The following is a 25,402-nucleotide window of genomic DNA, read 5'->3' on the forward strand; positions in this document are numbered from 1 at the left end:
GCAGCCGCCCCGCACGACATCCACCCGCACAGCGCAATCCGCGCAGCCGCCCGTGCGACATCCACCCGGCACCGCGCAATCGGCACGCAGCCACCCTGGTGGCGTCCATCCGCCGCATAGCGCGATCGCCGCGCAGCCACTAAGGCCGACATCCACCGATCACACAGCCCCCGAACGGCCGGGCGGATCCATCCGGACCCACCCGGCCGGCCACTCCTACTTGCCGACGGCCGCGAAGGTCGGGTCGAGCTTCTCCAGCACGTACGGCACCGACAGCGCGGTCGGGGTGTTGATCGCGCTGATGGTGAGGGTGTCGAGGAAGGTCATGCCGCCCGACTTCACCGCGGGCAGATCGTTGTAGCCCGGCAGTTCCTTGAACTTCTGCTCATAGGCGGGCATGGCGCCGCACATGAGGATGTCGGAGGTCAGATCGCCGAGCCGCTCCGGCGAGAGCGCCAGGCGTCCGCCGGCGGGGGCCTCGTCGGCGATGTTCTTCGGGATGCTCAGGCCGAGATCGTTGAACAGCTTCGCGGAGCCGTCCTTCGGGTCGGCCAGCACCATGAGCTGCGAGGGGCCGGTGAGCATGCAGGTCAGGAAGGTCTTGCCGGCGAGGTTGGGGTACTTCGCGGACACGTCTTTGATCTTGGTGTCGACGCCGGCGATCACCTTGTTCGCCTCGTCTTCCTTGTGCAGCACCCGCCCGAGCTCGGTGACCTGATCGGACCACAGGTCCACCTCGGCGTCCTCGGTGACCGGGCCGATGGTCGGGGCCAGCTTGGAGAGCTTGTCGTACATCGCCTGATCGACCAGGAATCCGGGCACCAGGATCAGATCCGGCTCCAGCGCCGCGATCTGCTCGGCCATATCCGAACCCTGCTTCAGCACCTTGGCATCGCCGAGGGAATCCGGCGCCCACGGCACCTTCTGGCCGCCCGCGAGGATCGAGACGTTGTCGGCGTAACCGACCGGCGTCACGCCGAGGGCCAGCGAGGCATCCAGCCACTGGTTGCCGATGGTGACCACGCGCTCGGGTGTGCCTTCGACGGTCGTCTCGCCGAGCTTGTGCTTGACGGTGACGCCCGCACCCTCCGCCCCCTCGGAGTCGGCGCCACAGGCCGCCACCGAGACGGCCAGCGCCGTGGCCACCGCGGCCATTCCCAGCCGCGCGAGCACACCTCGCCGCGCGGTCCTTCGAGCCAGTTTCATTCCGTACTCCTTGCTTCGACCCCGACCGAACTCGGATGATCGTAGGTAAGCCTAAGCTTGCGCGAAGGCGAGTCGTCCGTCGGTGGTCCATCTGGCCGTGTCGCCGGTGCGGAACAGCCGCTCACCGGGCTCGAACGGGTCCGCGACGAAACCGTCCGTCGCTTCGGGACCGGCGAACCGGGTGGCCAGCGCGATTCCGCCCACGTACACCTCGCCGAGCACGCCGGGCGCGACGGGCCGCAGCCACTCGTCGAGGATCAGAATCCGCGCACCGGGCACCGGACGTGCGCGCCCGGCTCCGGTCATCGGCCCGCGGGCGACGGCGCCGAGATACGCGGGCGCGCGGTAGGCGAAGGTAGCCACCGAATCCGGCGCCAACGTCCGCAGCAGCGCGGGAAGCTCTGCGGACCAACCGATTCCGTTCACATCCCAGCGGTGCACCGTCGGCAGAGTGTCGACCCCGGCCGCGGCGAGACCTGCGAGCAGCGTCGGCGCGGCGACCACCTGCGTCACCGCACGCTCGGCGATCACCTGCGCCAGCGCCACCGGGTCGGCGCGCTGCTCGGCGGTCGCCAGAACGAAGGTCGCGCCGTCGGTCAGTGCCGCGAGCAGATCGGCCGCCAGCTGGGGATCGTCGGGGGCGGTGGCGAACAGCCGGATATCGGCCCGCTTGCGTGCCGGATCCGCGTCGGCGCGACGTCGATCGGCGGCCACACAGCGCCGGTCCGCGACGGCGGCGGTGAGCGCGGTCAGAGGCAGCTCGAGCGGCCCGACCTCGGCTGAACGGTGCAGACCCGTGGTCGCGCCGGTCGAGTCGGACCGCCCATCGTTCTCCGGGGCGGCGGAGGGCGCGCTGTACTTGCTGACGGGCGCGGCCGGAGGCAACAACCTGCCCAGCGCGGCGAGCAGGTGGGTCAGCGAATCCACACCGGCCGTCGGTTCGGTTGCGGCCTCGCCCGCGATCAGCTCGTCCAGTCGCTGATACAGCTCGCCATAGGTGAGTTGTTCACTGCCGCACCGCAACGCGATCCGGACCCCCGGCACCGCGCGACCATGCCGGAACAGGGCACCCAAGCTGCGCACATCGGACGGTTCGACACCGGTGGACCATTCGCCCAGCACTCGTTCCTGTTCGCCGGCGCTCATCAGCCGGAGCTCGGACACGGCGCGTTCGGGCGTCTCGGCGAAGGCTTCCAGCACCGTCAGCAGATGGCGGGTGAACAGCGCGATCGTGGCCGCGTCGTAGCGGCGGGCGTCGGCGATGACGCGCACGTCCACCTCGCCGGCGACCCTGGTGGTGAAGACGAACGTCAGCTCGCGCGGGGCGCGGACCGGTATCGGCTGTGGCGCCAGGTGCAGGTCCTCGGCGAGCCAGGTTTCGCCGAATCGGTGGTCGTCCTCGCAACGGATCTCCGCCTGCGGCACGGCTTTTCGATCCTCGCGGACGATCGGCAGGTCCTGGTCGCGGAAGGCGTTCAGCGCCGCGTCGCGGGCGCGAGCGAGCACCTCGGCGAGTGTCGGATCGCCAGACAGATCGGTGCGCAGCATCAGCCTGCTCGCCAGCGGGCCGACCAGATCGGCGGCCACGGTATCGGTGCGGCCGGTGGTCGGGGTGGCGAGTACGATCTCGCGGCCCGCGCCGAGCTTGTGCAGCAAGGCGGCGACTGCCGCCTGGTACAGCATGAATTCGGTGGCGCCGGCGGCTTCGGCGCGGGATTCGAGGCGTTGGCGCAGGCCGGTCGGGATACCGAAGCCGACGTCGTGTGCGCCCGCAACGTCCGCATCGGCACGGTCGGCGAGATCGACCGGGGCAGGCAGTTCGGTCTGCGCCCGCTGCCATTCGTCGATTCTGGTGCCCGCCGATTCCGCGACAGCGTGCTGCCACAACGTGTAGTCGACGTGATCGATGGCCGGTGGCCCCCACTGCGGCGGCGCACCGGTACCTATCCGGCAGCGGTAGGCGATAGCGAGATCGGAGACGACCGTGCGCAGCGAGGGCTCATCGGCCACGAGCCGATGCGCGACCAGCGAGAGCACCCTGGTGTTCTCATCCAGCAGGAAGATCTGCGCCGACAACAGCGGAGCGGTGGCCGGATCGAATCGGTGCGCGGCGGCCGAACGCAGCGCTCCGGGGAGATCGGCTTCCGCGATGCCGGTGACGACGACGGTGGTGTCAGCCGAGGCCAACACCAATTGATGCGGTTCGTCTCCGGTGAGTTCAGCGTCAGCGATGACGTTCTGGGCCGAAGACGGCACCGTCCGATGGCCGCCCCCGGGGAACACGGTGCGCAGCGCGGCATGGCGGGCGATCACATCGTTGAGCGCCGCCGTCAGCGCGGGCTCGTCGAGCGGGCCCGTGATCCGAACGGCAGCCTGCACGACACCCTGTGCACCGGCAGCCCATTCGGCGCGCTGCCGATGGGACAGCGGAACCCGCTCCGGGCGTGGCTGTTTCGTCAATGGCGGCAAACCGTTCACGCCCGCCGTCACCGGCGTCGACTCGATCAGCGCGGCCAAACCGGCGACGGTCGGCGTGTCGAAGGGCGCGCGCACGTCGATCTCCACACCGAACTCCGCGCGGATCCGCACCACCAGCCGGTTGGCCAGCAGCGAATGCCCACCCAGCTCGAAGAACGAATCGTCGGCGCCGACCTCGGCGTGGCCGAAGATCTCGCCGAACAGCGCCGCCAGCCTGATCTCGGTGGCGGTGGCCGGTGCCCGGCGGGCCCGCATGCCGACGCGGCGCGGTTCGGGCAGGGCGCGTTTGTCGAGCTTGCCGTGCTCGGTCAACGGGATCCGGTCGACCACGGCGAAGGCGGACGGAATCATGAACTCCGGCAGGGATTTCGCGAGATAGTCACGGACCCGCTCGACGTCGACGTCCGCCTCGGCGGGCACCACGTAGGCGGCGAGGGTGGTGCCGAGGGCACGGTCGGTGTTCGCGACGACCACGCACTGCGCCACGCTCGGATGCCCGGCGATCACGGCCTGTACCTCGCCCAGCTCGATGCGATACCCGCGCACCTTCACCTGTTCGTCGGCGCGACCGACGAATTCGAGTTCACCGGACACATTGCGCCGCGCCAGATCACCGGTGCGGTACAGCCGGCGACCGGGACGGAAGGGATCGGGAACGAACCGTTCGGCGGTGAGCCCGGCCCGGTCGAGGTAGCCGCGGGCCAGCTGATCGCCGCCGAGATAGATCTCACCCACCGCGCCGGCGGGGACCAGCTGCAATCGGTCGTCGAACAGGTAGGCGCTCACATTGCGGTTCGGCACGCCCACCGGCACGATGCGCGGGCCCTGCGGTCCCTCCACCGGCATATGCGTCGCCGAGACCACGGCCTCGGTCGGGCCGTAATGGTTGCGCAGTTCGGCGTCGAACATCCCGGCGAACCGGTCGGCCACCTCACCGAGCAGCGCCTCGCCGCCCACCGGCACATGCCGCAGCGCGCGCCACTCGCTGACCTCCGGCAACAGCAGCAGCGCACTCAGCAGCGAGGGCACCATATGCAGCACGGTGACGCCGTAGCGACTGATCAGATCGGCGACATAGCCGATATCGCGGAAGGCGTCCGGGCGCGGAATCACCAGGCGCGCACCGAGCGTCAGCGTGACGAAGATGTCGAGCAGCGACGCGTCGAAGCTCACCGACGACGATTGCAGCAGCCGGTCCTCGGCCGTCATCCCCCATTGGGCGCAGAACCCGATCAGATGATCGGCGATCGCGGCATGCGCGACCGGCACGCCTTTGGGGGTTCCGGTGGAACCGGAGGTGTAGATCACGTAGGCGAGGTTGTCCGGACGCAGCGGGCGCACCCGGTCGGCGTCGGTGGGCGCGTGCTCGGCCCGATCGACGGCCGATTCCTCGGCGGCGTCCAGTTCGACTCGGCCGAGTACCAGCCGGGGTGCCGCGTCGCCGATCAGGAAATCGATGCGCTCATCCGGGTAGGCCGGGTCGATCGGCAGGTAGGCGGCCCCGGCTTTGAGCACCGCGAGTACCGCGACGACGAACTCCGGCGAGTTCGATATCCGCAGCGCGACGATGTCCTCAGTGCCGATACCCTGCGCGATCAGCCAGTGCGCCAACCGGTTCGCGCGACGGTCGAGCGCGCCGTAGGTCAATTCCAGATCGGTGCCTGGCTGGTCGGCCGGTGCGATGATCGCCACCGCCTCGGGCGCGGCGCCGACCCGGCGCTCGAACAGCGACACCAGGGTGGCCGGCTCGGTGTCGACCAGTTCACCACGCGATTGCGCGAGCAGCCGCTGCCTGGCCTGGGGTCCGAACAGGTCGAGCTCACCCAGACGCACCTGCGGGCCGGTGAGCGCACTGTCGAGCAGTTGCAGATAGTGATCGAGCAGTTGCTCGATCAGCCGCTCGTCGAACGCGTCGGGCCAGTATTCCGCGTCGACGCGCGGGGCCGACGGATCAAGGGTCACGGTCACGCGCAATGGCACCGGCAGCTGCGGGCCGCCCAGCTCGAGCATGGTCGCGCTCACGCCGTCGAGCGTGAAACCCGCACCGGCACTGCGGACACCGAATCCGATGCGCGCGAGCTGTTCGAGCCCGTCCCTGCTCGCGGTGCGGTCGGGATTGATCGCGTGCACCACCCGGTCGATGCCGATGTGCTTGTGCGCCAGCGCATCGGTGACCACACCGTCGATCTCGGCGGCGAAATCGGCGAAGGCGGCCTGCGCGCGCGGTGTGCTGCGCAGCAGGACGGTATTGCCGAAGTATCCGATGCGATCGCCTGCGTCCTTGCCGCGCAGCGACACCGGCATCGCGACCAGGAAATCGGTGGCGGCGGTGTAGCGGTGGATGAGGGTCGAATACGCGGCCAGCAGGACCGCCGTTGGCGTCGATTCCGACGCATCGGCGAACTCGCGCACCCGCTGGACCAGCGCGTCGGGCAGCTCCCGGCTGCGACGTGCGGCCTGTCGTGCACCGGAACCGGAGACCGGGCCGCCGGGCAACTCCAGCGGTTCGGGCAGCGGGGTGAGCGTCTCGCGCCAATACGCCAGGCCCGCACTGTCGTCACCGCGACGGTCGGCGAACCGTGTGCCCGCCCGGCGCACCGGGGCCGAACCGTTGTACGCGGCCTCCAGGTCGGCGGTGAACACGCCGAGGGAGTCGTCGTCCCATGCGATGGTGTGCGCGACCAGCACCAGCACATATTCTTCGGCGCCGGTGCGGATCAGCGTCAACCGCAGCGGCGCCTCCGCGCTCAGTTCGAAGGGCCTGGCCAGCTCACGCCGAACGAGCACTTCCACCCGGCGGGTCAGCCCGGCCTCGGAACGTCCGGACAGATCGTGTTCGAGCCACGCGGGCGCCAGATCCGGGCGAACCACCTGATACGGCTCACCGTCGATGCCGCGCCCGTAACTGCTGCGCAGGATGTCGTGTTCAGCAGCGACGGCGGCGACCGCGGCCCGCAGCCGGGCGACGTCGAGCGCACCGGAAAGCCGGTAGGCGACACCGATATTGAGCGAGACATCAGCGGGCTCACGGGTCTGCAGGAACCAGGCACGCGACTGCCCCGGCGTCAGCGGACGGCGTGGGCCGGGGGACGCCGGAATCCGGCGGCGCACCAGTTCGGTGCGGTGTGCTCGCACGCTCGCCGCGTCATTGGCAATGGTCGACATGGTTCCCTCCGGCCCCCGCACTGGATCTATCGCTCGCGGTCCGCGCGCGTTCGGCAACTACTCCGGCGCGTCGGTGAGATAGCCGCCGCGACGGAAGAATTCGGCGCCGTCGTGTTCGGTGCCGTCGGCGGTGCGCACCCGGGTGATCACCAGCGCGTGGTTACCGCCGCGATAGGCGTCCGGCCCGCACACCACCGCGCCGCCGTCCTCCTGCACGATGACGCGGCCGGGCGTGCCGCCGTAGCGGGCCGAGGAGACCCGGGAGGCCAGGATCTCCACCTTCTCGCCCCGGTAGTGGCTGAACGCGCGCGGATACGGCGCCGACAGCGCGCGCACGAAACGCTCCAGATCCACGGCGGGCCAGTTCCAGTCGATGCGGCTGTCGCGCTCGGAGCGCTTGTGGAAATAGGTGCGCTCGGCCTTGTTCTGTGGCTTCCATTCGGCGGTGCCGTTGGCCAGCGCGTCGAGGGCCTCCTTCACCGCGCCGGGAATCAGCTCCATGCCGGCCAGCACCAGCTCGGTGCCGGTGGCGTCGGGGCCGATCGGCAGCGAGTGCTGGACCAGGATGTCGCCGGTGTCGAGCTGCTCGTCCATCCGGTGCACCGTCAGGCCGAATTCGCTCTCACCGCTGATCAGCGCCCACAGCACCGGCGAGAAACCGGTGAACTTGGGCAGCAGCGAATCGTGCAGGTTCAGCGTGCCGTAGGTGGGCATCTCGTAGAGCTCGGCGGGCATCCAGGTGTACCAGCTGTTCACCACGATGACGTCCGGTTCGGCCCGCTTGACCAGATCGATGGTCTCGGCGTCGGCGCGCTCGGTCAGGTGCACCGGGATGCCGTGCTCACGCGCCAGCTCCTCCACCGAATCCGACCAGATGCCCTTGTAGGAATCCTCGCTGGCCGGATGGGTGACCGCGAGCACCACCTCATGCTCGGAATCGATCAGAGCCTGCAGGGTCTTGCGGCCCCAGGTCTGGAAGCCGAACGACACGATGCGCATAAACAGAAACCTTCATCCTCGATGCCAAGTAAGGCAAGCCTAGCCTACTGGGATAGACGGCCTGCTCAGGGGCGAGCCGAATGGGCCGATTCGGCGTTCGCCGGGACCGCGCTGGTGGCCGCCGTGGCCAGCACCCGATCCGAAAGCTGGCCCAGGCAGCTGAGATTCGGGAAGCCGGGACCCTGCGCCAGTCCGGCCAAATTCGGCAGGTAGAGCTTGGCATCGAGCCCGTCCACCGCCAGATCGTGCCCGATCGCGGCCTCCAACCGGGCCTGGGTGATCGGACCGCCGATGGCGAGCTCGACCAGATCGGCGGCGTCGGCGTCGAACATGTCCAGGAACCACAGCGCCTGCCCGCCGGTGGCATCGACCACCAGATCGAAGCTGTGCTGCTGATCCGGGCGCATCTCGTTGCGCAGGGTGAGCGCCACGCCGTCGCCCTGCTCGGCGACCCGGACCACCCGGCCCTGGAGGTGATGCACTCGATTGTCGGCCAGCAGCGATTCCTGCACCCGCACCGAGAACACGCCGCGGTCGCAGCGCCGCATCACATCCCTGCGCTCCTCGATACTCAGCGCGCGCCACTTCGCGGGGTCGCTGAACAGGGAGTTCTCGAAATAGCTTTCGCCGCGGGTGTAGATGGTGGCGCCGGGGGAAATGACCGAGACGGTCAGCACGTCGTGGCGGACCAGCTCGTCCATGGCCGAACCCGCGGTCTCGCCGCCGCCGATGACGGCCGCGCGTGAGGACACCGGCAGCTTGCGTTTGCCCGCCAGATCCCAGAACTCGGCGATGCTGAGCACCTTCGGATGGTCGGCGAGCGCGCGGGCGCTATTGCCGGGGCCGGTGATCATCAGGCGGTCGGCGTCGATCTCACTGGTCACCCCGTCCGAATCGGCGACGGTGACCAGCCAACCGTCGGCCGCGGCCGAGATCTTGCGGACGCTGCCGGTGACCAGGTCGAGATCGATCTTGCGGGCCACCCACTGCAGGTATTTCGCCCAGACATTGTGCTGCGGGCTCGGGCGGCCACGGTCGACCCACTCGGCGTAGGTACCGCGCTCGACCAGGAACGCGGTCCAGCTGAACGCCATCATGGCCTCGTTGATCGCCTGGTTGTGCCCACGCGCCCAGGTGGAGTGGTACGGGAAGCCGATGTCCTTCTCCGGGCTGGTGCCCAGCCGGTGCTGACCATCGGTCCACCCGCCGGTCGCCAGCCAATTGCCGCCCACCGCATGCGGTTCCACCACGGTCACCTGTGGCGCGGGCAAACCGAGCGAGCGCAGCACATGCGCTTTGGCCGCGACGGCCATCGCCTTCGGTCCGGCACCGACAACGAGAAGTCTGTCCACTGGTTCTCCACTCTCTCCACATGGCAGCACTGTGATTCCAGCCACCGTTCAGCTACCGATACCGGCGACCAGCTGCGGCGACGTGGGCGCGGAACGCGTAGCCACCTCCACAGGATGACCTAGGGCTCCCGTGTTTGCATAGGCTTACCTTATATTGCTTGGCAGTGCCAGTCCCCCGACCCCGGCACGCAGCCGAAAAGATTGGAACGCACATGTTCAACCGCAAGACCCGTGCCGCCGCCGCGGCGCTCGCCCTCACCGCCGCCGCCTTCGGCTCCGTGGCAACCATCGCCCCGGCCACCGCGGCTCCCTCGGTCGTCCGGACAAACGCCCCCGGCGTCGGCGAGCTCCAGTCCAAGCTGCAACTGGTGTTGAACACCGGCGCCCCGCGCGGCGATCGCGCCGCCGAGCTGGAGGCGGGCGAGGCAGGCCTGCCCGTCGTCGACGAGCTGTCCAACCGCATGGCGGCCATCCCGAGCTTCCGCTACAGCGTCGTCGGCCCGGTCAACACCCAGGGCGACCTGACCAGCGCCCAGCTCAAGCTGGCCCTCGACGGCTACGAGGATTTCCCCACCGTCGAGGTCGCCTGGCGTCAGATCGACGGCACCTGGAAGCTGACCAACGACTCGCTGTGCAGCCTGGCCTACTACGGCTCGGTGTCCTGCGCTCTCTGAGCTCGGTCGCACCCGGCGAGTTCACCCGGCGGCGGCTCCATCCTCGAGCAATCGAGGGCGGGCCGCCGTCTCGCATTTTTCGCCTACTCGGTGACGACTTTCCGGTCAACTTAGGCTAACCTCAGCACATGGGCAAAGGCACCAACGGCGTACTCATGAAGATCTGGCGGGCCGACGACTACCGTCTGCGCGTCACCTCCACCGAAACCGTCACCGATAAATACGTGCGGATCGGATTCGCCGCCAACGGCCTGCTCGCCGACCACCCGGTGCACCCCACCCAGTGGATCCGGCTCTGGATTCCCGACGCGACCACCGACAAACTGCACCATCGCGGCTACACCCTGATCGACCAGGACCCGGCGGGCGACCATTTCTACATCGAATTCGCGCTGCACGGCGGGCCCGCGAGCCAGTGGGCCGAGCGCGCGGCCGTCGGCGACGAGATCGAGTCCACCGTCCTCGGCTCGGATTTCGAACTCCCCGACGTCACGCCGAGCGAATACCTGATCTTCGGTGATACGGCCTCGCTGCCCGCGATCAACACCCTGCTCGAATCCATCGGCGACACCCCGGCCCGGGTGTGGCTGGAATGGCAGTTCGAATCCGATGTCACGCTGCCCGTGCGCAATAAGCCACACCACCAGGTCACCTGGTTGCAACGCATCGACGACGGCCGCCTGATGCGCGAGGCCGCCCACGAACTCACCTGCCCCGGCGACGCCTACGCCTGGGTGGCCTGCGACGGCCACACCACCCGCTCGATCGTGAAGACGTTCAAGACCACCCACCAGCTGCCCAAGACGCAGCTGAAGTACCGGGCGTACTGGAAGTAGCCACGGCAGGGCTCGCGCCCGCCCGGTCATCCTCGAGGAGGAGAAGCTCGCGACCTGCGGCTGACGCGCACCGTCACCGCGCTGAGGCACGATGGCAGGCGGATTCGACGCCGGCTGTCCGGCCGGGAGCGTCGACGGGGCGGAAAGCGAGCAAGGTGTGTCCAGCATCGACATGGCGGTTTCGGCGGCGGCCGTGCTCTTCACGGTGCTGGCGGTGGTGGCCACCGCATGGGCACGCACTATCGCGCCGTTCGTCTGGCCGCCGCTGTTCCTCGGCGGCTGCGCCCAGCTGCTCCTCGAAGGTTTCTACTGGCAGTTCGCGCCGGTCTATCTGCTGATCCCGCTGTCGCTGCTGCTGATATTCCCGGCGAATCAGGTAGCGGGCGCGCGTCGGGTTGTGCTGATCGCCGGCCGCGTCGGTGCGGCGGTGCTGGCCGTGGCCGCCGTCATCGCCACCGCGCTGCCGCCGGTGCCTACCCTGCCGGAGCCGAGCGGGCCGCACCCCGTGGGCAGCATGATTTTTCGCTGGGTCGACGCGGAACGCCCGGAAACCGCGACGCCGGCCGTCGACGATCGCCGGAATGTGATCGTGCAGGCGTGGTATCCAGCGGCCACGACCGGAGGCCGGCAGTACCTGTATCTCGACGGCTACGACCGCCTACCGGAGCGGGTGTCGCTGATACCGGCGCCGATCATGCGCGGCTATCACCTCATCGATTCCCACGCCTACGCCGATGTCCCGATCAATGCGGAGCGGGACCGGTGGCCGGTGGTGGTGTTCTCGCCCGGATACGGTGCGCCGCGGGCCTTCTACACCTCGCTGGTGGTCGATCTGGCCAGCCGCGGCTTCGTCGTCCTGGCCGTCGACCATCCCTACGAGTCGGCGGTCACCGAACTGGCCGACGGCACCATCGCCACCACCGAGCCGGACGTTCCGGCCGACGAACCCGAGTCGACCCGGTACATGAGCGACCAGCTCGAACTCCGCACCGCCGACCTGCGATTCGTCATCGATCAACTCACCCGCCCCGACGCCATCGACCCCGCGTTCGCCGCTCACCTCGACACCGGACACATTGCCGCGATCGGCCATTCGTTCGGAGGCGCCGCCGCGGCCGCCGCGCTGGCGTACGATCCGCGCATCCGGGCCGCCGCCAACATCGACGGCACGCTGTACGGCGACCTGCCCACCCGCTCCCTGACCGGGCCGTTCCTGCTGGTCGAGAGCGATCGCGCGGAAACCGGCCATTCCCAGCGCTATATCGACGGCAACGCCACGCTGCTGACCAACCTCCGCGCCCCCGGCTACCGTTTCGAACTCGCCGACGCCAACCACTACAGCTTCACCGACGTCCCCCTGTTCCTCTCCGGCCCGGCTCATTTCGTGGCCGCGCGATTCATCGGCGGTTCCCGTGGACCGGGTCCCACTCAGCGCGCCACCAACGACATCCTCGCCGCATTCCTGAGCGAACCGCTCGGCGGTGCCCCGGCCGACGTCACCGCGGCGGCCCGCGGACACCAGGGCATCGAGGGCGGGCCGGTGGCCGGCTAGTTCTCGGCCGGAGCCGATAAGGCACCGCTGGTGCGACGGTAGGCCGCGTCGATCGCGGATAGTTCGTCGGCGGTGAGCACCTGCTCGATTCGCGCGAAGCCGTTCGGCGCCCGTTCGGTGACCAGGGCGATGATTCGGTCCATCGGGATATCCCGGTTCGCCAGCACAATGGCATTGGCGTGCTCACGCCTGGCCCGCTGATACCGTGCCGGACCCGCCACCGGATCGGCGCTCTCGGCGAGTGCGGCCGCCAGTGCGCGCGCACCGACGATCGCCTGCGAACCGCCATTGGATCCGACCGGATACATGGGGTGGGCGGCATCGCCGACGAGGGTGACGCGCCCGCTACCCCAGTGCGGCAACGGATCCCGATCCACCATGGGGTATTCGAGGATCTCCCCGCTCGCCGCGATCAATTCGGCGATATCCACGCCGGCGATCCGCCAGCCCGCGTAGTGCGGCAGCACATCGTCGATCCGGCCGATCCGATTCCAGTCCGGATCCGCCACCGCGCCCTCGTGCACGCGCACTTCCGCGACCCAGTTGACCAGCGATCGCCCTCGCTGCTGCGCCGCCCGCGAGATCGGATAGGCCACGAAGCGGGCCGCGGTACTGGAACCGGCCAGGATCATCGTCCGGCCGTCCAGGAACGGCGCGCGTTCGGCGGTGCCGCGCCACATCTGGATGCCGTTCCAGCGCGGGCCGCCCTCCTCCGGGTGCAGGTGCGCGCGGACGACGGAGTGCAGGCCGTCGGCGCCGATCAGCACATCGGCGTTCCAGTCGATCAGCGAATCGGTGGCGCGGTCGCGGATGCGGCAGTGCACCTGCTCGGCGCGCTCGACGATCGTCGTCAGCCGCAGCCCTTCGCGTACCGCGCCCGCGCCGAGCCGGTCTCGTACCGCGCGCAGCAGGATCGTGTGCAGTTCGCCTCGATGGATCGAGTACTGCGGCCACTCGTGTCCGGCGGCGAGACCGCGCGATTCCCGCCAGATCTCGTTGCCGAACCTGTCGTAGTGCACCGCCGCGGCGGTGGGGATGGCGGTGGCGGCGAGAGCGTCGGCGAGGCCGAGTTCGGCCAGCTCGGCCACCGCGTGCGGCAGCAGATTGATCCCGACACCCAAAGGCCGCAACTGCCGCACGCTGTCGATCACCTGCGCCTCGATCCCCCGGGCGTGCAGGCTCAGCGCCGTGGTCAACCCGGCGATACCGGCACCGGCGATCAGCACCTTCATCGCATCGCCCCGCTCGGGACCAGGGCCGGGTTGAACTGCTCGCGGATATGCGCGATCGCCGTCAGCTCGTCGGAAAGGACGTATTCCTTGTAGGCGCACCGCGATGGCGAGGCTTCGGCTGCCTCGTCACCGTGCCAGACGTCCCATCCGGCCGAGACGATGGTGCGGCCCAGAAATCGTCGCGCGGAGACCAGACCCCGGCCGATCGGGATCCTGGCATCGGTGAGGATCGCGGTCAGCTTCGGATCACGGCAGGCAACGGTCACCTCGTTCCGCGATACCGGCCTGGGGTCATCGCCGGCGCGCAGCTCGGATCGCCTCGACACCACCTGCTCCTCGCCGGTGCACGCCAGCAGCTCGCGCAGCCGGACGGGGAGCCCTGCCGCGGTCGAGACCCGCTGATCGATCACGGTGAGCGACAACGTTTCCCCGAGTAGCGCCTCGAGCAGCAACGTGGTGGAACCGTCGGCCTGCAACAGCATCCGGGTCACCGGCGGGAACGTGCCATGCCCGGCGGACCCGATTCCCGCGGAGGCACGCTCCCCCGCCGTCTCCACGAATATCCCCACTCCGTGCAGGGTAGCCGAGAGCCCAACGCCGCGAGACGTTCCCGGACGACGCCCGGGCGTGGCGTCACACGGAAACCGGCTCCAGCCGCCATCCGCTCGCCCGCGAGCGTTCGTTCCAGAAGTCCGCGTACCGACCGCCGAGCGCGAGCAGTTCATCGTGGGTGCCGCGTTCGACGATGCGGCCGCCGTCGACGAACAGGATCTGATCGGCATGGGCGATGGTGGCCAGCCGGTGGGCCACCACGATGACGGTCTTGTCGCGGGTGAGTTCGTGGATGCCGCGCACCACCACCGCCTCGCTGTGCGGGTCCAGGGCGCTGGTGGCCTCGTCCAGCAGCACGATGGGTGCGTCCTTGAGCAGGGCGCGGGCGATCGAAACCCGTTGCCGCTCACCGCCGGACAGGGTGGCGCCACCTTCGCCGACGGAGGTGTCGATACCGTCGGGCAGCCGGTCGGCGATCTCGTCGACGCGGGCGGCGACGGCCGCGCGGCGCACTTCGTCATCGGTGGCGTCGGGCTTGCCGATGCGGATGTTGTCGGCGACCGAGCGGTTGAACAGGTAGACGTTCTGGAACACCAGCGAGAGCTGATCCAACAGCGTTTCCGAGGGCTGTTCGCGCACATCGTGTTCGCCGACGCGCACCCGGCCGGAGTCCACATCGTAGAACCGTGCCGCCAGGCGCAGCAGCGTGGTCTTACCCGCGCCGCTGGGGCCGACGATCGCGGTGGTGGTACCCGCGGGAACCTCGAAACTCACGCCCGAGATCACCGGTTCGCCGGGCCGGTAACCGAACTCGACGTCCTCGAAGACCACCGACGGCGCACCCGGAGTGACCGGCTTGTCGGCTTCCGGCAGTACGGGCTCGGCCAGCAGTTCGGTGGCCCGATCCACCGCCGCGGCCGCCGAGCGCAGCGCATTGCCGAGTTGCGCGGCCTGATTCAGCGGCTCGATGAACCGGGCGCTCACCGCGATCAGGGCGATCGCGGCGGCGGCGGAGATGGCGCCGTCGGTGACCTGGCTGATCACCACATAGGCCAGCACCAGGAACACGGCCTGCACGAACAGGGCGAACAGGATCAGGCCGGGAACCGCGGAGAACACCGCACGGGTGGTGGCCGATTTCTGCTGCCGCAGCGCCGAATCCAGCGCCTTGTTACCGGAACCGACGGCACCGAAGGAGCGCAGCACCGGCTGGGCCTGAGCGAACTCGACCACCCGGGAATCGGCTTCGGCCGCGGCGGCGTGCATCCGCGCATCCGACCTGAGGTAGGCGCGGTTGGCCAGCCGGTTCACGGCGAACAGCACCGGCGCCGCCAGCAGCATCGTCAGCGAGATCCGCCAGTCGATGAACAGCATGCCGAGGCCGACACCGAGGGGCACCACGATGCTGGTGAGCACCTTGGCGGTCAGGTAGGCGACCGCACCCTGGATCTCGCGCACGTTCTCCACCACGATCCGCGACAGCGGCGCCGCGCTGTGGCTTTCGAACCAGCCCAGCGGCAGCGCGTTGAGCTGATCGCCGAGCCGGGTCTGCAAACCACCCTGCATGCCGACCGCGATCCGCAGCCCGACGGTGGCCTGGACGTAGTGCAGGCCGGCCATGGCCGCGACCGCGACCACCATCAGCGCCGCCCAGAACCAGGCGCGGCCGAGATCATCGTCGAAGACCGCCTCCAGCACCGGGACCAGCAGCAGATAGGCCGCCGCCTGGCACAGCGCCTGCGCGGTGATGACCGCGATCAACCGCGGGGTGAGCTGGGCGTACTCGCGGGGCACCAGCCCGAAAACCTTGCCGATCACCGGGACTCCTCCGCATCGATCAGGGCCACCGCGCCCAGCGCCGCCTCGTTGATTTCCCACAGCCGCTGATAGGTGCCGCCTGCCTCACGCAGGCTCGCGTGATCACCCTGTTCGACCAGCACACCGTCTTCGAGCACCAGGACCCGATCGACGCCGGTGATGGTGTGCAGCCGGTGCGCGATCACCAGCACCGTGCGCCCGGCGACCAGTACCGCGAGTGCGTCCTGCACCGCGGCTTCGGATTCCGGGTCGGCGAAGGCGGTGGCCTCGTCGAGCACCAGCACCGGGGTGTCGGCCAGCAGCGCTCGCGCGATGGACAGTCGTTGCGCCTCACCACCGGACAGGGTGGCGTCGACGCCGATCTCGGAGTCGTAGCCGCGCGGTAGCGCCATGATCCGATCGTGGATCTGCGCGGCGCGCGCGGCCTGTTCCACCGCGGCCGCATCGGCGCCGGGGCGGGCCAGCAGCAGGTTGTCTCGGATGGAACCGCGGATCAACCGGACATCCTGGAACACGAATCCGACCGTGCGATACAGCTCCTCGGTGCCGAAATCGCGGATATCGCGGCCGCCGATGGTGATCCGCCCGGCGCCGACGTCATAGAAGCGCGGCAGCAACTTGGCGAAGGTGGATTTACCGGAACCACTCGGGCCAACCAGCGCGGTGATGGTGCCGGGCGCCAGTTCCACGCTGATATCCCGCAGCACCTGATGGTCCTCGCGGTAGCCGAAGCTCACCGATTCGTAACGCACCAGGCCGGGCGCCGCCTGGGCGTCGACCGCACCGCCGGTGCCCGTGTTCAGTTCGGGGGTCTGCTGTAGTTCGTGCAGGCGCAGCGCGGCCGCTCCGGCGGCGCGCAAGGTCTGTCCGCTGTAGCCCAGGCCCATCAGAGCGCTGCCGAGACCGAGGCCGACGAGCAGGAACGGCAGCAGATCCAGCGGCTCCAGCCAGTCGAGGCCGATTCCGGCCAGCCCGGCGAGCACGATCACCAGCATCACGAACACCGGGGCGATGGCGATATCGGAGACGGCTTGCAGCCGGATCATCGGCGTCTTCCACCGGTCCAGGCTGCGCGTCTGGCCGTCGACGGCCTCCTGGAACGCGCCGTGCGCCTTCCCGGCCTGACCGAAGGCGCGCACCACCTGGATGCCGTCGACGAATTCGATGGTGGCTTCCTGTACCCGCCGTTCCCAGCGGTTGTAGATGGCGAGCCGATCACGGCTGTCCTGATCCATCATCCGGCTCAGCGCGATGAAGTAGGCGATCAACGGCAGCAGCAGCACCAGCGTCAGCCGCCAGTCGACGGTGAACAGGTAACCGAGGGTGACCAGCGGAACCACCAGCGCGCCGACGAATTCCAGCCGCGCGTGCGCCACCAGATAGTGCAGCGCCTCCACATCGTCCTGGAGGTATTTCTTCACCTCGGCGGAGCTGCGTTCACCGAACCAACCCAGCGGAACCCTGGTGAGTTTCTCGGCCAGCAGCCTGCGCACGGTGAGCTGGTATCCGGCGTCGGTCAGATGCGACCACGTCATCGCGACGGCCTGCAAGCCGGCCTGGACCGCGAGCACGATCACCGCGGTCGCCAGCAGCCGCCAGACCCGGTCGGTGTCGATCGGATCGCGCAGCAGTTCGCGGCAGACCTCGACGATGAGGATGAACGGCACGACCACGCAGACCGAGGCGATCGCGACGAGGAAGCTCGCGATGGTGAGCGTCCCGCGCACCGGCGCCAGAATCTCCCGGCGCGCCTTCGTCTCGGCTTGTTTGCGCTGCTTCTGCACCGCGCGGGGCGGCCGGTTCCCCGTCTCCGCCGCGGGCAGCGGCGCGACCTCCACCGTCATGAGTCCTCGCTTTTGTCGTGGTGTTCGCCGACGATCGCCCCATCTTCACACACCGCCCGAACGAGAGGAAAGGTAAGGCTAAGTTATGCACAGGCGCGCTCGGCGTTTCTCCGGTTGTCCACAGATGCGGTTTTCCGCCTGCGGAGCGGCCCCGGCGGTGGTAGGGAATGGTGTCGGCGGTCACCGCGTTGTCGCTCGACAAATCGCCCGCAACGCCGGAGGAGATCACCATGGCCACTGCTGACCCCGCGCAACTCATCGACCCCACAACGGAATTCGGCAAGAAGGTGACCGAGCGCCTGGCCGGCGAACAGGTGGTCTGGCTGACGACGGTCGGCCCGAGCGGCACCCCGCAGCCGAACCCGGTGTGGTTCCTGTGGCGCGACGGCGAATTCCTGCTCTTCAGCCAGCCCGACCGGCCGAAGCTGCGCAATATCGCGCGCAACCCACGGGTCTCGCTCAACCTCAACAGCACCGAAACCGGCGGTGACGTGGCGGTCTTCACCGGGACCGCGCGCATCGCCGACGCCACACCCGGCCCCGAAGAGATCGAGGCCTACGTAACGAAATACACCGAGGGTCTGGCGAGCATCTCGATGACGCGCGAGCAGTTCTTCGAGGAGTATTCGGTACCGGTCCGCATCACCCCCGACCGGCTCCGCGGCTTCTGACCAGGCTCGTCCACTACTGTCGGTACCGATGAGAAGAAGGCAGCAGCCGCCGCTGCCGAAGCGGTACGGCTTGGATCCGGCTCGGCTGCGGCTGCCGGAGGACGGCGAGTGGGCGACGATCCGCGACCATCTGGTACATCGTCTGCCGAGGGTGCCCGCTGCCCGCATCGATGAGCTGCTGCGCGAGGGCGGCATCGTCGACCTGGACGGCCCGATCGCCCCCGACGCGCCGTACGTGCCCGGCGGTGCGGTGTGGTTCCACCGGGACCTGCCCGCCGAAACCGAGGTCCCCTTCGACATCCCCATCGTGCACCGCGACGAGCACGTGCTCGTGGTGGACAAGCCGCACTTCCTCGCCACCATTCCGCGTGGTCAGCACATCCTGCAGACCGCGCTGGTCCGGTTGCGTCGCGAGCTGGATCTACCCGACCTGATCCCGGCCCACCGGCTGGACCGGGCGACGGCGGGGCTGGTGCTGTTCGTGATCGATCCCGCCCGGCGCGGCGCCTATCAGACGATGTTCCACAAGCGCACCGTCCGCAAGGAGTACGAGGCCATCGCGCCCTACGATCCGGCCCTCGAGCTGCCGCGCATCGTGCGCAGCCGGATCATCAAGGAAAAGCAGGTGCTCGCCGCGCAGGAGGTACCGGGCGAACCCAATGCCGAGACCAGGGTCGAATTGCTGGAACACCGGGACGGACTCGGCCGCTACCGGCTGTATCCACACACCGGCCGCACCCACCAGCTGCGGCTGCACCTGAACTCGCTCGGCATCCCGATCCTCGGCGACGATTTCTATCCGGTGATCACCGACAAACCGGTGCACGATTTCACTCGCCCACTGCAATTGCTGGCCTCGGCCATCGAGTTCACCGATCCGATCAGCGGCGCACCGCGGCGTTTCGAGACCCGTCGCACCCTGCAGGCATGGACCGATCCCGAGGGGTGGGCCGCGACAGACGACAGTTCACGCCCATAGTGCGACATATGTCTCACCCCGACCTGGTCCGATCAGCGCAGATGCGCCACCGGAAGCGATAAATCCGCACCTCACCGGCCTGCTCACGGCGTCGGAGCGTCATGTGCCGGCCGTATCACCGCCCAAGGGAACGCTCAGGATCGCTCCGTACACTATCGGCGATGCTCACCACCGACCTCGATTCCGCGGCACCGGTCCGCCGCCACAAGATCCACGCCTACCTCGACGTGGCCGTCGTGGTCGCAGTGCTCGCCGGTACCAACCTGATCGCGCATTTCACCACGGCCTGGGCCAATATCGTCACTGTTCCGGTGGCGGCCGTCGTGCTGCTCACCATGATGCGCAGGCGTGGCCTCGGCTGGTCCGAGCTCGGCCTGTCGCGACGGCACTGGAAGACCGGCGCGCTCTACGCGCTGGCCGCCGTCGGCGTGGTGCTGACGGTGGTCGCCATCGGTGCGGCGCTGCCCATCACCCGGCCGTTCTTCATGGCCGACCGCTACGCCACCATCTCCGGCGCGCTCATCGCGTCGATGATCATCATCCCGCTACAGACGGTGATCCCCGAGGAGCTGGCCTTCCGGGGCGTTCTGCACGGCACGCTCGGGCGCGTCTACGGTGCCCGCGGGGTGTTCGCGGGCGGCTCGCTGCTGTTCGGCCTGTGGCATATCGCCTCCTCACTCGGCCTCACCTCGGGTAACCGCGGCTTGTCCGAGATCGTCGGCGGCGGGGCGGCCGGCCAGATCGCGGGCATCGCGCTGGCGGTGGCGGCCACCGCGGTGGCCGGTGTGGTGTTCACCTGGTTGCGCCACCGCAGCGGCAGCCTGCTCGCGCCCATCGCGCTGCACTGGTCGGTCAACGGCGCGGGCGCGCTCGCCGCGGCGATCGTCTGGCAGACCACCATCGCCTAGCCGAGTCCAACGCCTCAGCGCAGCGCCGGAATCACCTCGCGCTCGAACAGCTCGATCCCGGACAGGTCGTAGGCGGCCTCGGGGAAATAGCAGATCGCGTATTCCATGCCGAGATCACGCAGTTCGGACAGGTTGGCGATCACCTGCTCGACGGTGCCGACTCCCGGCATGCCGACGAAAGGGCTCAGCGAGGCCTGCACCTGCTCGGGCGTGGCGAACCGGGCCAGGTGGTCGCGGAGCTTGTCCAGCCGCTGCTGCACCTCGGCTTCGGTACGGCCGATGGCGATGTTGAAGTCGGCGGTGCGGGTGATGGCCTCGAAATCGGTTCCCGCTTCCGCGCAGTGCTTGCGCAGCACCTCGGATTTGTGCGCGAAACCTGCCGGCGTCCCGTCGAAATTGGTGTAATCCGCATACCGCGCGGCGATCGCGAGGGTGACCTTCTCGCCGCCACCCGCGATCCAGATCGGGATGCCGCCCTCCTGGAGCGGGCGCGGGGCGACGATGGCGTCGTCGACTCGGTAGTACTTGCCGTCCAGCGTGGCCCGTCCCTTGGTCCATGCCTGCCGGAAGATCTGCACGCCCTCGCGCAACCGGCCCAGCCGCTCCCCCGCCGACGGGAACCCGTACCCGTAGGCGCGCCATTCGTGCTCGTACCAGCCGCCGCCGATGCCCATCTCGATCCGGCCACCGGAGATCACGTCCGCGGTCGCGGCCACCTTGGCCAGGTAGGCCGGATTGCGGTAGCTCATCGCGGTGCACATCTGCCCGAGCCGGATCCGGTCGGTCACCGCGCCGAGCGCCGAGACCAGCGACCACGCCTCGTGGGTGGCCTCGTCGGTGGGCACCGGCACGGTATGGAAATGGTCGTACACCCACAGCGATTCCCATTCCGTGCCCGCGTCGGCCCGCTGGGCGAACTCGCGGATGAGCGGCCACTGGCGTTGCGGTTCGATCCCGACCAGATCCAGCCGCCACCCCTGCGGAACGAACATTCCGAATCGCATGATCACACCCGTCCGTGTCGTGGGAACGCACGCGCGAAACGCGAACGCGGCCGCCGGTGGCGACCGCGTTCCATCCTGCCCGAGGACGGCGGATTCAGCAGTGTTCGCAGATACCGGTGGCCGGCAGCTGGATGAAGCAGCTCGAACACACCACGGTGCGGCTGTCCGGATCGGGCTTCGCGGCGGCGGTGCGGGTGCTGCTGCTGCCGCTGCGCCGAGCCGTTCCGCCGCGCGGGACGAGCGGCGGAATACCGCCGTCGGCAGGCACATCCGCGCCGTAGGCGGCGTAGCAGGCCCAGCGGGCGTAGGCGGCGTGCGATTCGATATCGGCGGGGATGGGGAGGTCGGCGAGCTCGAGCACGTACTTGTAGCTATCGCTGACCTTGAGGTTCTGCTTGACGCACAGCGCGGTCAGCGGCGGCTCACCCGCGGTGTGGCAGCGCCGCGCGACCTTGCGCAGGATCGCGTCGATCCAGGTGCGGGTCGGCGCGTTCGTGCGCACCCCCGCCATGGTCTGCACCCGCTCGGCCAATTCCTTGACCGTCACGAAATGCCCATAGCCGGTGGCCGTTTCGGCGAGCACCTCGTGCGCGGCCAGAGCCCACGCCACGGTTGCGTCCCGGAACATCACCCCCGTGCCGTCGTCGATCCGCCAGGCTCCCGATGTCGTCGTCGCAGCATCCCTCATAGCCCGTTCACGTTAGCCCCCGATACCGGCGACACGCCAAACCGGCGACCGCCGAATCATGTTTCGGCTTCATCACATTCGCCGCCGGAAACGACGAAGGCCCGCTTCCTGTGACGGAAGCGGGCCTTCGAGACTTCGAGCCGAGGAGAAGAGCCTTACTTGGCCTTCTCCAGGACCTCGACCAGACGCCAGCGCTTGGTGGCCGACAGCGGACGGGTCTCCATCAGCTGAACGCGGTCGCCGATGCCGGCGATCTCGTTCTCGTCGTGCGCCTTCACCTTGGAGGTGGTGCGAATGATCTTGCCGTAGAGCGGGTGCCGGTTACGGTCTTCCAACTCGACGACGATCGTCTTGTTCATCTTGTCCGAGACAACGTAGCCGGTACGAACCTTGCGGCTGTTGCGCTGGACTTCCACTTTGTCGCTCATGCCGCATCTCCCTTACCAGCGGGTCCGGTGGCCAGACCGAGCTCGCGCTCGCGCATGACCGTGTAGATACGCGCGATCTCGTGACGCACCACACGCAGACGACGGTTGTTGTCCAACTGTCCCGTCGCCATCTGGAAGCGCAGGTTGAACAGCTCTTCCTTCGACTCACGCAGGCGGGCGACGAGCTCCTCTTCGGTGAGCTCACGGAGCTCTGCGGCCGGTGTTCCGGTAGCCATCAGAACTGCTCCTCCCTGGTCACGATCCTGCACTTCATGGGGAGCTTGTGCATCGCGCGGCGCAGGGCCTCACGAGCGATCTCCTCGTTGGGGTAAGACATTTCGAACATCACGCGGCCGGGCTTGACGTTCGCGACCCACCACTCCGGCGAACCCTTACCGGAACCCATGCGGGTTTCGGCAGGCTTCTTGGTGAGCGGGCGATCCGGGTAGATGTTGATCCAGATCTTGCCGCCACGCTTGATGTGGCGGGTCATCGCGATACGCGCCGACTCGATCTGCCGGTTGGTGACGTACGCAGGCTCGAGCGCCTGGATACCGAACTCACCGAACGCCACCGAGGTGCCGCCCTTGGCCATACCGGACCGGCTCGGGTGATGCTGCTTGCGGTGCTTGACCTTGCGAGGCATCAGCATGCGTCAGCCCTCCTGTGTCTCTGCCGGTGCCTCCGCCACGGCGGTGGCGGCGCGGCCGGCCTCGGTGCTGGTCGCGGTGGTGCCAGCGGAACCGGAACGACGCGGACGGCTCGGACGCTCGCGGCGCGGGCGATCGCCGGCCGGAGCGCTCGGGGCGGCCAGCTCACGCTTGCCACCGACGATGTCGCCCTTGTAGATCCAGACCTTCACACCGATACGACCGAAGGTGGTCTTGGCCTCGTAGAGGCCGTAGTCGATGTCGGCACGCAGCGTGTGCAGCGGCACCCGACCCTCGCGGTAGAACTCCGAGCGCGACATCTCGGCGCCACCGAGGCGGCCCGAGCACTGCACGCGGATGCCCTTGACGTTCGGCGAACGCATGGCCGACTGGATGGCCTTGCGCATCGCGCGACGGAACGCCACACGGTTGGACAGCTGCTCGGCCACACCCTGGGCAACCAGCTGGGCATCGGACTCGGGGTTCTTGACCTCGAGGATGTTCAGCTGAACCTGCTTGCCGGTGAGCTTCTCCAGCTCGGCGCGGATGCGATCGGCCTCGGCGCCGCGGCGTCCGATGACGATGCCGGGACGCGCGGTGTGGATGTCGACGCGAACCCGGTCACGGGTGCGCTCGATCTCCACCTTCGAGATGCCCGCCCGTTCCATGCCGGTGGACAGCAGCTTGCGGATCGCGACGTCTTCCTTGACGTAATCCGCGTACTGCTTGTCGGCGTACCAACGGGACTTCCAATCGGTGGTGATACCGAGGCGGAAGCCATGGGGATTGATCTTCTGTCCCATTTACTTTGCCCCTCCCTTCCGGCGGCTACGAGTGGCGCCGGCAGTGGGCACGCTCTCGACCTCGATGGTGATGTGGCTGGTGCGCTTGCGGATCCGGAACGCGCGGCCCTGGGCCCGCGGCTGGAAACGCTTCATGGTGGCGCCCTCGTCGACGTAGGCCGTCGAGATCACCAGCGTGTCGGGGTTGAGGCCGAGGTTGTTCTCGGCGTTCGCCGCGGCGCTCGCCACGACCTTGGCAACCGGCTCGCTCGCGGCCTGCGGCGCGAACTTCAGGATCGCCAGAGCGTCTTCGACCCGCTTGCCGCGGACCAGGTCCACGACGCGGCGAGCCTTCATCGGGGTGACGCGCACGTGCTTGGCGGTCGCCCGGGCAGTGGGGTTCTGAGTCTCAGTGGTCGTCATCGCCGCTTGCTCTTCCGGTCTTCCTTGACGTGGCTCTTGAACGTCCTGGTCGGCGCGAACTCACCGAGCTTGTGCCCGACCATGTTCTCCGAGACGAACACCGGCACGTGCTTGCGGCCGTCGTGGACGGCGAAGGTGTGGCCGATGAAATCGGGGGTGATGGTCGAACGACGCGACCAGGTCTTGATGACCTGCTTGGTGCCCTTGTCGTTCTGCACGTCCACCTTCGCTTGGAGGTGGTCGTCGACGAACGGGCCCTTCTTCAGGCTGCGTGGCATTTCTTACCTCCTCCTTAGCGCTTCTTGCCGGTCTTGCGGCGGCGGACGATGAGCTTGTCGCTCGGACGGTTGGGCTTGCGGGTGCGGCCTTCCGGCTGACCCCACGGCGAGACCGGGTGGCGACCACCGGAGGTCTTGCCCTCACCACCACCGTGCGGGTGGTCGACCGGGTTCATGACGACACCACGGACCGTGGGACGGCGTCCCTTCCAGCGCATACGGCCGGCCTTGCCCCAGTTGATGTTCGACTGCTCGGCGTTGCCGACCTCGCCGACGGTGGCGCGGCAGCGCACGTCGACGCGGCGGATCTCACCGGAGGGCATACGCAGCGTGGCGTAGGGGCCTTCCTTACCCAGCAGCTGGATGCTCATACCGGCCGAACGGGCCAGCTTGGCACCGCCGCCGGGACGCAGCTCCACCGCGTGGATGGTGGTACCGGTGGGGATGTTGCGCAGCGGCAGGTTGTTACCCGGCTTGATGTCGGCGGTGGGGCCGGACTCGATCGGGGTGCCCTGCGTCACGCCCTTGGGGGCGATGATGTAGCGCTTCTCGCCGTCGCGGTAGTGCAGCAGCGCGATGTTCGCGGTCCGGTTGGGGTCGTACTCGATGTGCGCGACCTTGGCCGGGATGCCGTCCTTGTCCAGGCGACGGAAGTCGATCAGACGGTAGGCCCGCTTGTGACCGCCACCGCGGTGGCGGGTGGTGATGCGACCGTGGGCGTTACGACCGCCGCTCTTGGTGAGCGGACGGATCAGCGACTTCTCGGGGGTCGACCGGGTGATCTCGGCGAAGTCCGAGACAGACGACCCGCGGCGGCCCGGGGTTGTCGGCTTGTACTTACGGATTGCCATGAGTTCTTCTCTGCTTTCTGGATTCCCAGGCG

23 protein-coding genes are annotated in these 25,402 nt (G+C 68.6%); 6 read left to right on the forward strand and 17 right to left on the reverse strand.

Going from position 1 to position 25,402, the window contains the following annotated elements; genetic code table 11:
- Nucleotides 1-216: 216 nt before the first annotated feature.
- From AC5W7N_RS00835 to AC5W7N_RS00850, 4 genes are all read right to left on the reverse strand, one after another.
- Entirely contained in the window at nucleotides 217-1,206 is a 990-nt protein-coding gene (locus AC5W7N_RS00835; protein ID WP_195006959.1) for an ABC transporter substrate-binding protein, read from the reverse strand.
- A gap of 51 nt (nucleotides 1,207-1,257) precedes the next feature.
- Nucleotides 1,258-6,849, reverse strand: coding sequence for an amino acid adenylation domain-containing protein (locus AC5W7N_RS00840; protein ID WP_495923044.1), 5,592 nt, complete (start codon nucleotides 6,847-6,849; stop codon nucleotides 1,258-1,260).
- Nucleotides 6,850-6,906: 57 nt separating this feature from the next.
- Complete coding sequence (locus AC5W7N_RS00845) at nucleotides 6,907-7,848, reverse strand: methionyl-tRNA formyltransferase (RefSeq protein WP_194989412.1); 942 nt, start codon at nucleotides 7,846-7,848, stop codon at nucleotides 6,907-6,909.
- Nucleotides 7,849-7,913: 65 nt separating this feature from the next.
- Nucleotides 7,914-9,200, reverse strand: a complete 1,287-nt coding sequence (locus AC5W7N_RS00850; protein WP_163814409.1) for a SidA/IucD/PvdA family monooxygenase — start codon at nucleotides 9,198-9,200, stop codon at nucleotides 7,914-7,916.
- A gap of 212 nt (nucleotides 9,201-9,412) precedes the next feature.
- Between AC5W7N_RS00850 and AC5W7N_RS00855 the strand changes: the two genes are divergently transcribed.
- The 3 genes from AC5W7N_RS00855 (at nucleotide 9,413) to AC5W7N_RS00865 (ending at nucleotide 12,262) form a co-directional block, all read left to right on the forward strand.
- Entirely contained in the window at nucleotides 9,413-9,874 is a 462-nt protein-coding gene (locus tag AC5W7N_RS00855; protein ID WP_194989413.1) for an MTB12 C-terminal domain-containing protein, read from the forward strand.
- Nucleotides 9,875-10,002: 128 nt separating this feature from the next.
- Nucleotides 10,003-10,710, forward strand: coding sequence for a siderophore-interacting protein (locus tag AC5W7N_RS00860; protein ID WP_194989414.1), 708 nt, complete (start codon nucleotides 10,003-10,005; stop codon nucleotides 10,708-10,710).
- A 157-nt stretch (nucleotides 10,711-10,867) separates the two neighbouring features.
- Nucleotides 10,868-12,262, forward strand: coding sequence for an alpha/beta hydrolase family protein (locus AC5W7N_RS00865; protein WP_194989415.1), 1,395 nt, complete (start codon nucleotides 10,868-10,870; stop codon nucleotides 12,260-12,262).
- On the opposite strand, the gene AC5W7N_RS00870 is transcribed toward AC5W7N_RS00865, so the two are convergent.
- The 4 genes from AC5W7N_RS00870 to AC5W7N_RS00885 form a co-directional block, all read right to left on the reverse strand.
- Entirely contained in the window at nucleotides 12,259-13,494 is a 1,236-nt protein-coding gene (locus AC5W7N_RS00870; protein WP_194989416.1) for a flavin-dependent oxidoreductase, read from the reverse strand. The two genes, AC5W7N_RS00865 and AC5W7N_RS00870, sit on opposite strands and share 4 nt — an antisense overlap.
- On the reverse strand, nucleotides 13,491-14,063 hold the full coding sequence (locus AC5W7N_RS00875) for a hypothetical protein (RefSeq protein ID WP_194989417.1): 573 nt from the start codon (nucleotides 14,061-14,063) through the stop codon (nucleotides 13,491-13,493). The genes AC5W7N_RS00870 and AC5W7N_RS00875 overlap by 4 nt, the downstream gene beginning before the upstream one ends.
- A gap of 64 nt (nucleotides 14,064-14,127) precedes the next feature.
- Nucleotides 14,128-15,864: an ABC transporter ATP-binding protein gene (locus AC5W7N_RS00880; protein WP_195020619.1), complete on the reverse strand. Its 1,737-nt coding sequence runs from the start codon at nucleotides 15,862-15,864 to the stop codon at nucleotides 14,128-14,130.
- Nucleotides 15,861-17,708 (reverse strand): ABC transporter ATP-binding protein, encoded by a 1,848-nt coding sequence (locus AC5W7N_RS00885; protein WP_194989419.1) that lies wholly within the window; start codon nucleotides 17,706-17,708, stop codon nucleotides 15,861-15,863. The genes AC5W7N_RS00880 and AC5W7N_RS00885 overlap by 4 nt, the downstream gene beginning before the upstream one ends.
- 230 nt (nucleotides 17,709-17,938) lie before the next feature.
- Here AC5W7N_RS00885 and AC5W7N_RS00890 point away from each other — a divergent pair, with 230 nt between their 5' ends.
- The 3 genes from AC5W7N_RS00890 to AC5W7N_RS00900 all read left to right on the forward strand — a co-directional run bounded on the left by AC5W7N_RS00890 (nucleotide 17,939) and on the right by AC5W7N_RS00900 (nucleotide 20,266).
- Nucleotides 17,939-18,379, forward strand: coding sequence for a TIGR03667 family PPOX class F420-dependent oxidoreductase (locus tag AC5W7N_RS00890; RefSeq protein ID WP_163814417.1), 441 nt, complete (start codon nucleotides 17,939-17,941; stop codon nucleotides 18,377-18,379).
- Nucleotides 18,380-18,407: 28 nt separating this feature from the next.
- Nucleotides 18,408-19,358: an RluA family pseudouridine synthase gene (locus AC5W7N_RS00895; RefSeq protein WP_194989420.1), complete on the forward strand. Its 951-nt coding sequence runs from the start codon at nucleotides 18,408-18,410 to the stop codon at nucleotides 19,356-19,358.
- Between the two features lie 161 nt (nucleotides 19,359-19,519).
- Nucleotides 19,520-20,266, forward strand: coding sequence for a CPBP family intramembrane glutamic endopeptidase (locus AC5W7N_RS00900; protein WP_194989421.1), 747 nt, complete (start codon nucleotides 19,520-19,522; stop codon nucleotides 20,264-20,266).
- A 14-nt stretch (nucleotides 20,267-20,280) separates the two neighbouring features.
- On the opposite strand, the gene AC5W7N_RS00905 is transcribed toward AC5W7N_RS00900, so the two are convergent.
- The 9 genes from AC5W7N_RS00905 to rplB all read right to left on the reverse strand — a co-directional run bounded on the left by AC5W7N_RS00905 (nucleotide 20,281) and on the right by rplB (nucleotide 25,370).
- Complete coding sequence (locus AC5W7N_RS00905; protein ID WP_194989422.1) at nucleotides 20,281-21,270, reverse strand: LLM class F420-dependent oxidoreductase; 990 nt, start codon at nucleotides 21,268-21,270, stop codon at nucleotides 20,281-20,283.
- 94 nt (nucleotides 21,271-21,364) lie between these two features.
- A complete protein-coding gene (locus AC5W7N_RS00910; protein WP_228805929.1) occupies nucleotides 21,365-21,958 on the reverse strand; it encodes a hypothetical protein in 594 nt (197 codons plus the stop codon).
- 155 nt (nucleotides 21,959-22,113) lie between these two features.
- Entirely contained in the window at nucleotides 22,114-22,386 is a 273-nt protein-coding gene (rpsQ, locus tag AC5W7N_RS00915; RefSeq protein WP_163814421.1) for a 30S ribosomal protein S17, read from the reverse strand.
- Nucleotides 22,383-22,622, reverse strand: coding sequence for a 50S ribosomal protein L29 (gene rpmC, locus AC5W7N_RS00920; protein ID WP_036533190.1), 240 nt, complete (start codon nucleotides 22,620-22,622; stop codon nucleotides 22,383-22,385). The genes rpsQ and rpmC overlap by 4 nt, the downstream gene beginning before the upstream one ends.
- Nucleotides 22,622-23,038 (reverse strand): 50S ribosomal protein L16, encoded by a 417-nt coding sequence (rplP, locus tag AC5W7N_RS00925; protein ID WP_014349059.1) that lies wholly within the window; start codon nucleotides 23,036-23,038, stop codon nucleotides 22,622-22,624. The genes rpmC and rplP overlap by 1 nt, the downstream gene beginning before the upstream one ends.
- Before the next feature lie 3 nt (nucleotides 23,039-23,041).
- Nucleotides 23,042-23,839, reverse strand: coding sequence for a 30S ribosomal protein S3 (gene rpsC / locus AC5W7N_RS00930; protein WP_014349058.1), 798 nt, complete (start codon nucleotides 23,837-23,839; stop codon nucleotides 23,042-23,044).
- Nucleotides 23,840-24,241, reverse strand: a complete 402-nt coding sequence (gene rplV / locus AC5W7N_RS00935; RefSeq protein WP_036533187.1) for a 50S ribosomal protein L22 — start codon at nucleotides 24,239-24,241, stop codon at nucleotides 23,840-23,842. It abuts the gene before it with no gap.
- The gene (rpsS, locus tag AC5W7N_RS00940) at nucleotides 24,238-24,519 is read right to left on the reverse strand and encodes a 30S ribosomal protein S19 (RefSeq protein ID WP_014349056.1); all 282 of its coding nucleotides are present in this window, start codon (nucleotides 24,517-24,519) and stop codon (nucleotides 24,238-24,240) included. The genes rplV and rpsS overlap by 4 nt, the downstream gene beginning before the upstream one ends.
- A 14-nt stretch (nucleotides 24,520-24,533) precedes the next feature.
- Nucleotides 24,534-25,370 (reverse strand): 50S ribosomal protein L2, encoded by an 837-nt coding sequence (gene rplB, locus AC5W7N_RS00945; RefSeq protein WP_036533184.1) that lies wholly within the window; start codon nucleotides 25,368-25,370, stop codon nucleotides 24,534-24,536.
- Nucleotides 25,371-25,402 lie beyond the last annotated feature (32 nt).

The sequence above is a fragment of the Nocardia sp. CDC519 genome, assembly GCF_059509835.1.

Coding starts and splice junctions, on each gene's coding strand:
- AC5W7N_RS00845 (WP_194989412.1), bottom strand. CDS start 7,848: ATGCGCATCGTGTCGTTCGGCTTCCAGACCTGGGGCCGCAAGACCCTG.
- rpsC (WP_014349058.1), bottom strand. CDS start 23,839: ATGGGACAGAAGATCAATCCCCATGGCTTCCGCCTCGGTATCACCACC.
- AC5W7N_RS00860 (WP_194989414.1), top strand. CDS start 10,003: ATGGGCAAAGGCACCAACGGCGTACTCATGAAGATCTGGCGGGCCGAC.
- rpsS (WP_014349056.1), bottom strand. CDS start 24,519: ATGCCACGCAGCCTGAAGAAGGGCCCGTTCGTCGACGACCACCTCCAA.
- AC5W7N_RS00895 (WP_194989420.1), top strand. CDS start 18,408: ATGAGAAGAAGGCAGCAGCCGCCGCTGCCGAAGCGGTACGGCTTGGAT.
- rplP (WP_014349059.1), bottom strand. CDS start 23,038: ATGCTGATGCCTCGCAAGGTCAAGCACCGCAAGCAGCATCACCCGAGC.
- AC5W7N_RS00905 (WP_194989422.1), bottom strand. CDS start 21,270: ATGCGATTCGGAATGTTCGTTCCGCAGGGGTGGCGGCTGGATCTGGTC.
- AC5W7N_RS00870 (WP_194989416.1), bottom strand. CDS start 13,494: ATGAAGGTGCTGATCGCCGGTGCCGGTATCGCCGGGTTGACCACGGCG.
- AC5W7N_RS00885 (WP_194989419.1), bottom strand. CDS start 17,708: ATGACGGTGGAGGTCGCGCCGCTGCCCGCGGCGGAGACGGGGAACCGG.
- rpsQ (WP_163814421.1), bottom strand. CDS start 22,386: ATGAGCGACAAAGTGGAAGTCCAGCGCAACAGCCGCAAGGTTCGTACC.
- rplB (WP_036533184.1), bottom strand. CDS start 25,370: ATGGCAATCCGTAAGTACAAGCCGACAACCCCGGGCCGCCGCGGGTCG.
- AC5W7N_RS00840 (WP_495923044.1), bottom strand. CDS start 6,849: ATGTCGACCATTGCCAATGACGCGGCGAGCGTGCGAGCACACCGCACC.
- rplV (WP_036533187.1), bottom strand. CDS start 24,241: ATGACGACCACTGAGACTCAGAACCCCACTGCCCGGGCGACCGCCAAG.
- AC5W7N_RS00900 (WP_194989421.1), top strand. CDS start 19,520: ATGCTCACCACCGACCTCGATTCCGCGGCACCGGTCCGCCGCCACAAG.
- rpmC (WP_036533190.1), bottom strand. CDS start 22,622: ATGGCTACCGGAACACCGGCCGCAGAGCTCCGTGAGCTCACCGAAGAG.
- AC5W7N_RS00835 (WP_195006959.1), bottom strand. CDS start 1,206: ATGAAACTGGCTCGAAGGACCGCGCGGCGAGGTGTGCTCGCGCGGCTG.
- AC5W7N_RS00910 (WP_228805929.1), bottom strand. CDS start 21,958: ATGAGGGATGCTGCGACGACGACATCGGGAGCCTGGCGGATCGACGAC.
- AC5W7N_RS00890 (WP_163814417.1), top strand. CDS start 17,939: ATGGCCACTGCTGACCCCGCGCAACTCATCGACCCCACAACGGAATTC.
- AC5W7N_RS00855 (WP_194989413.1), top strand. CDS start 9,413: ATGTTCAACCGCAAGACCCGTGCCGCCGCCGCGGCGCTCGCCCTCACC.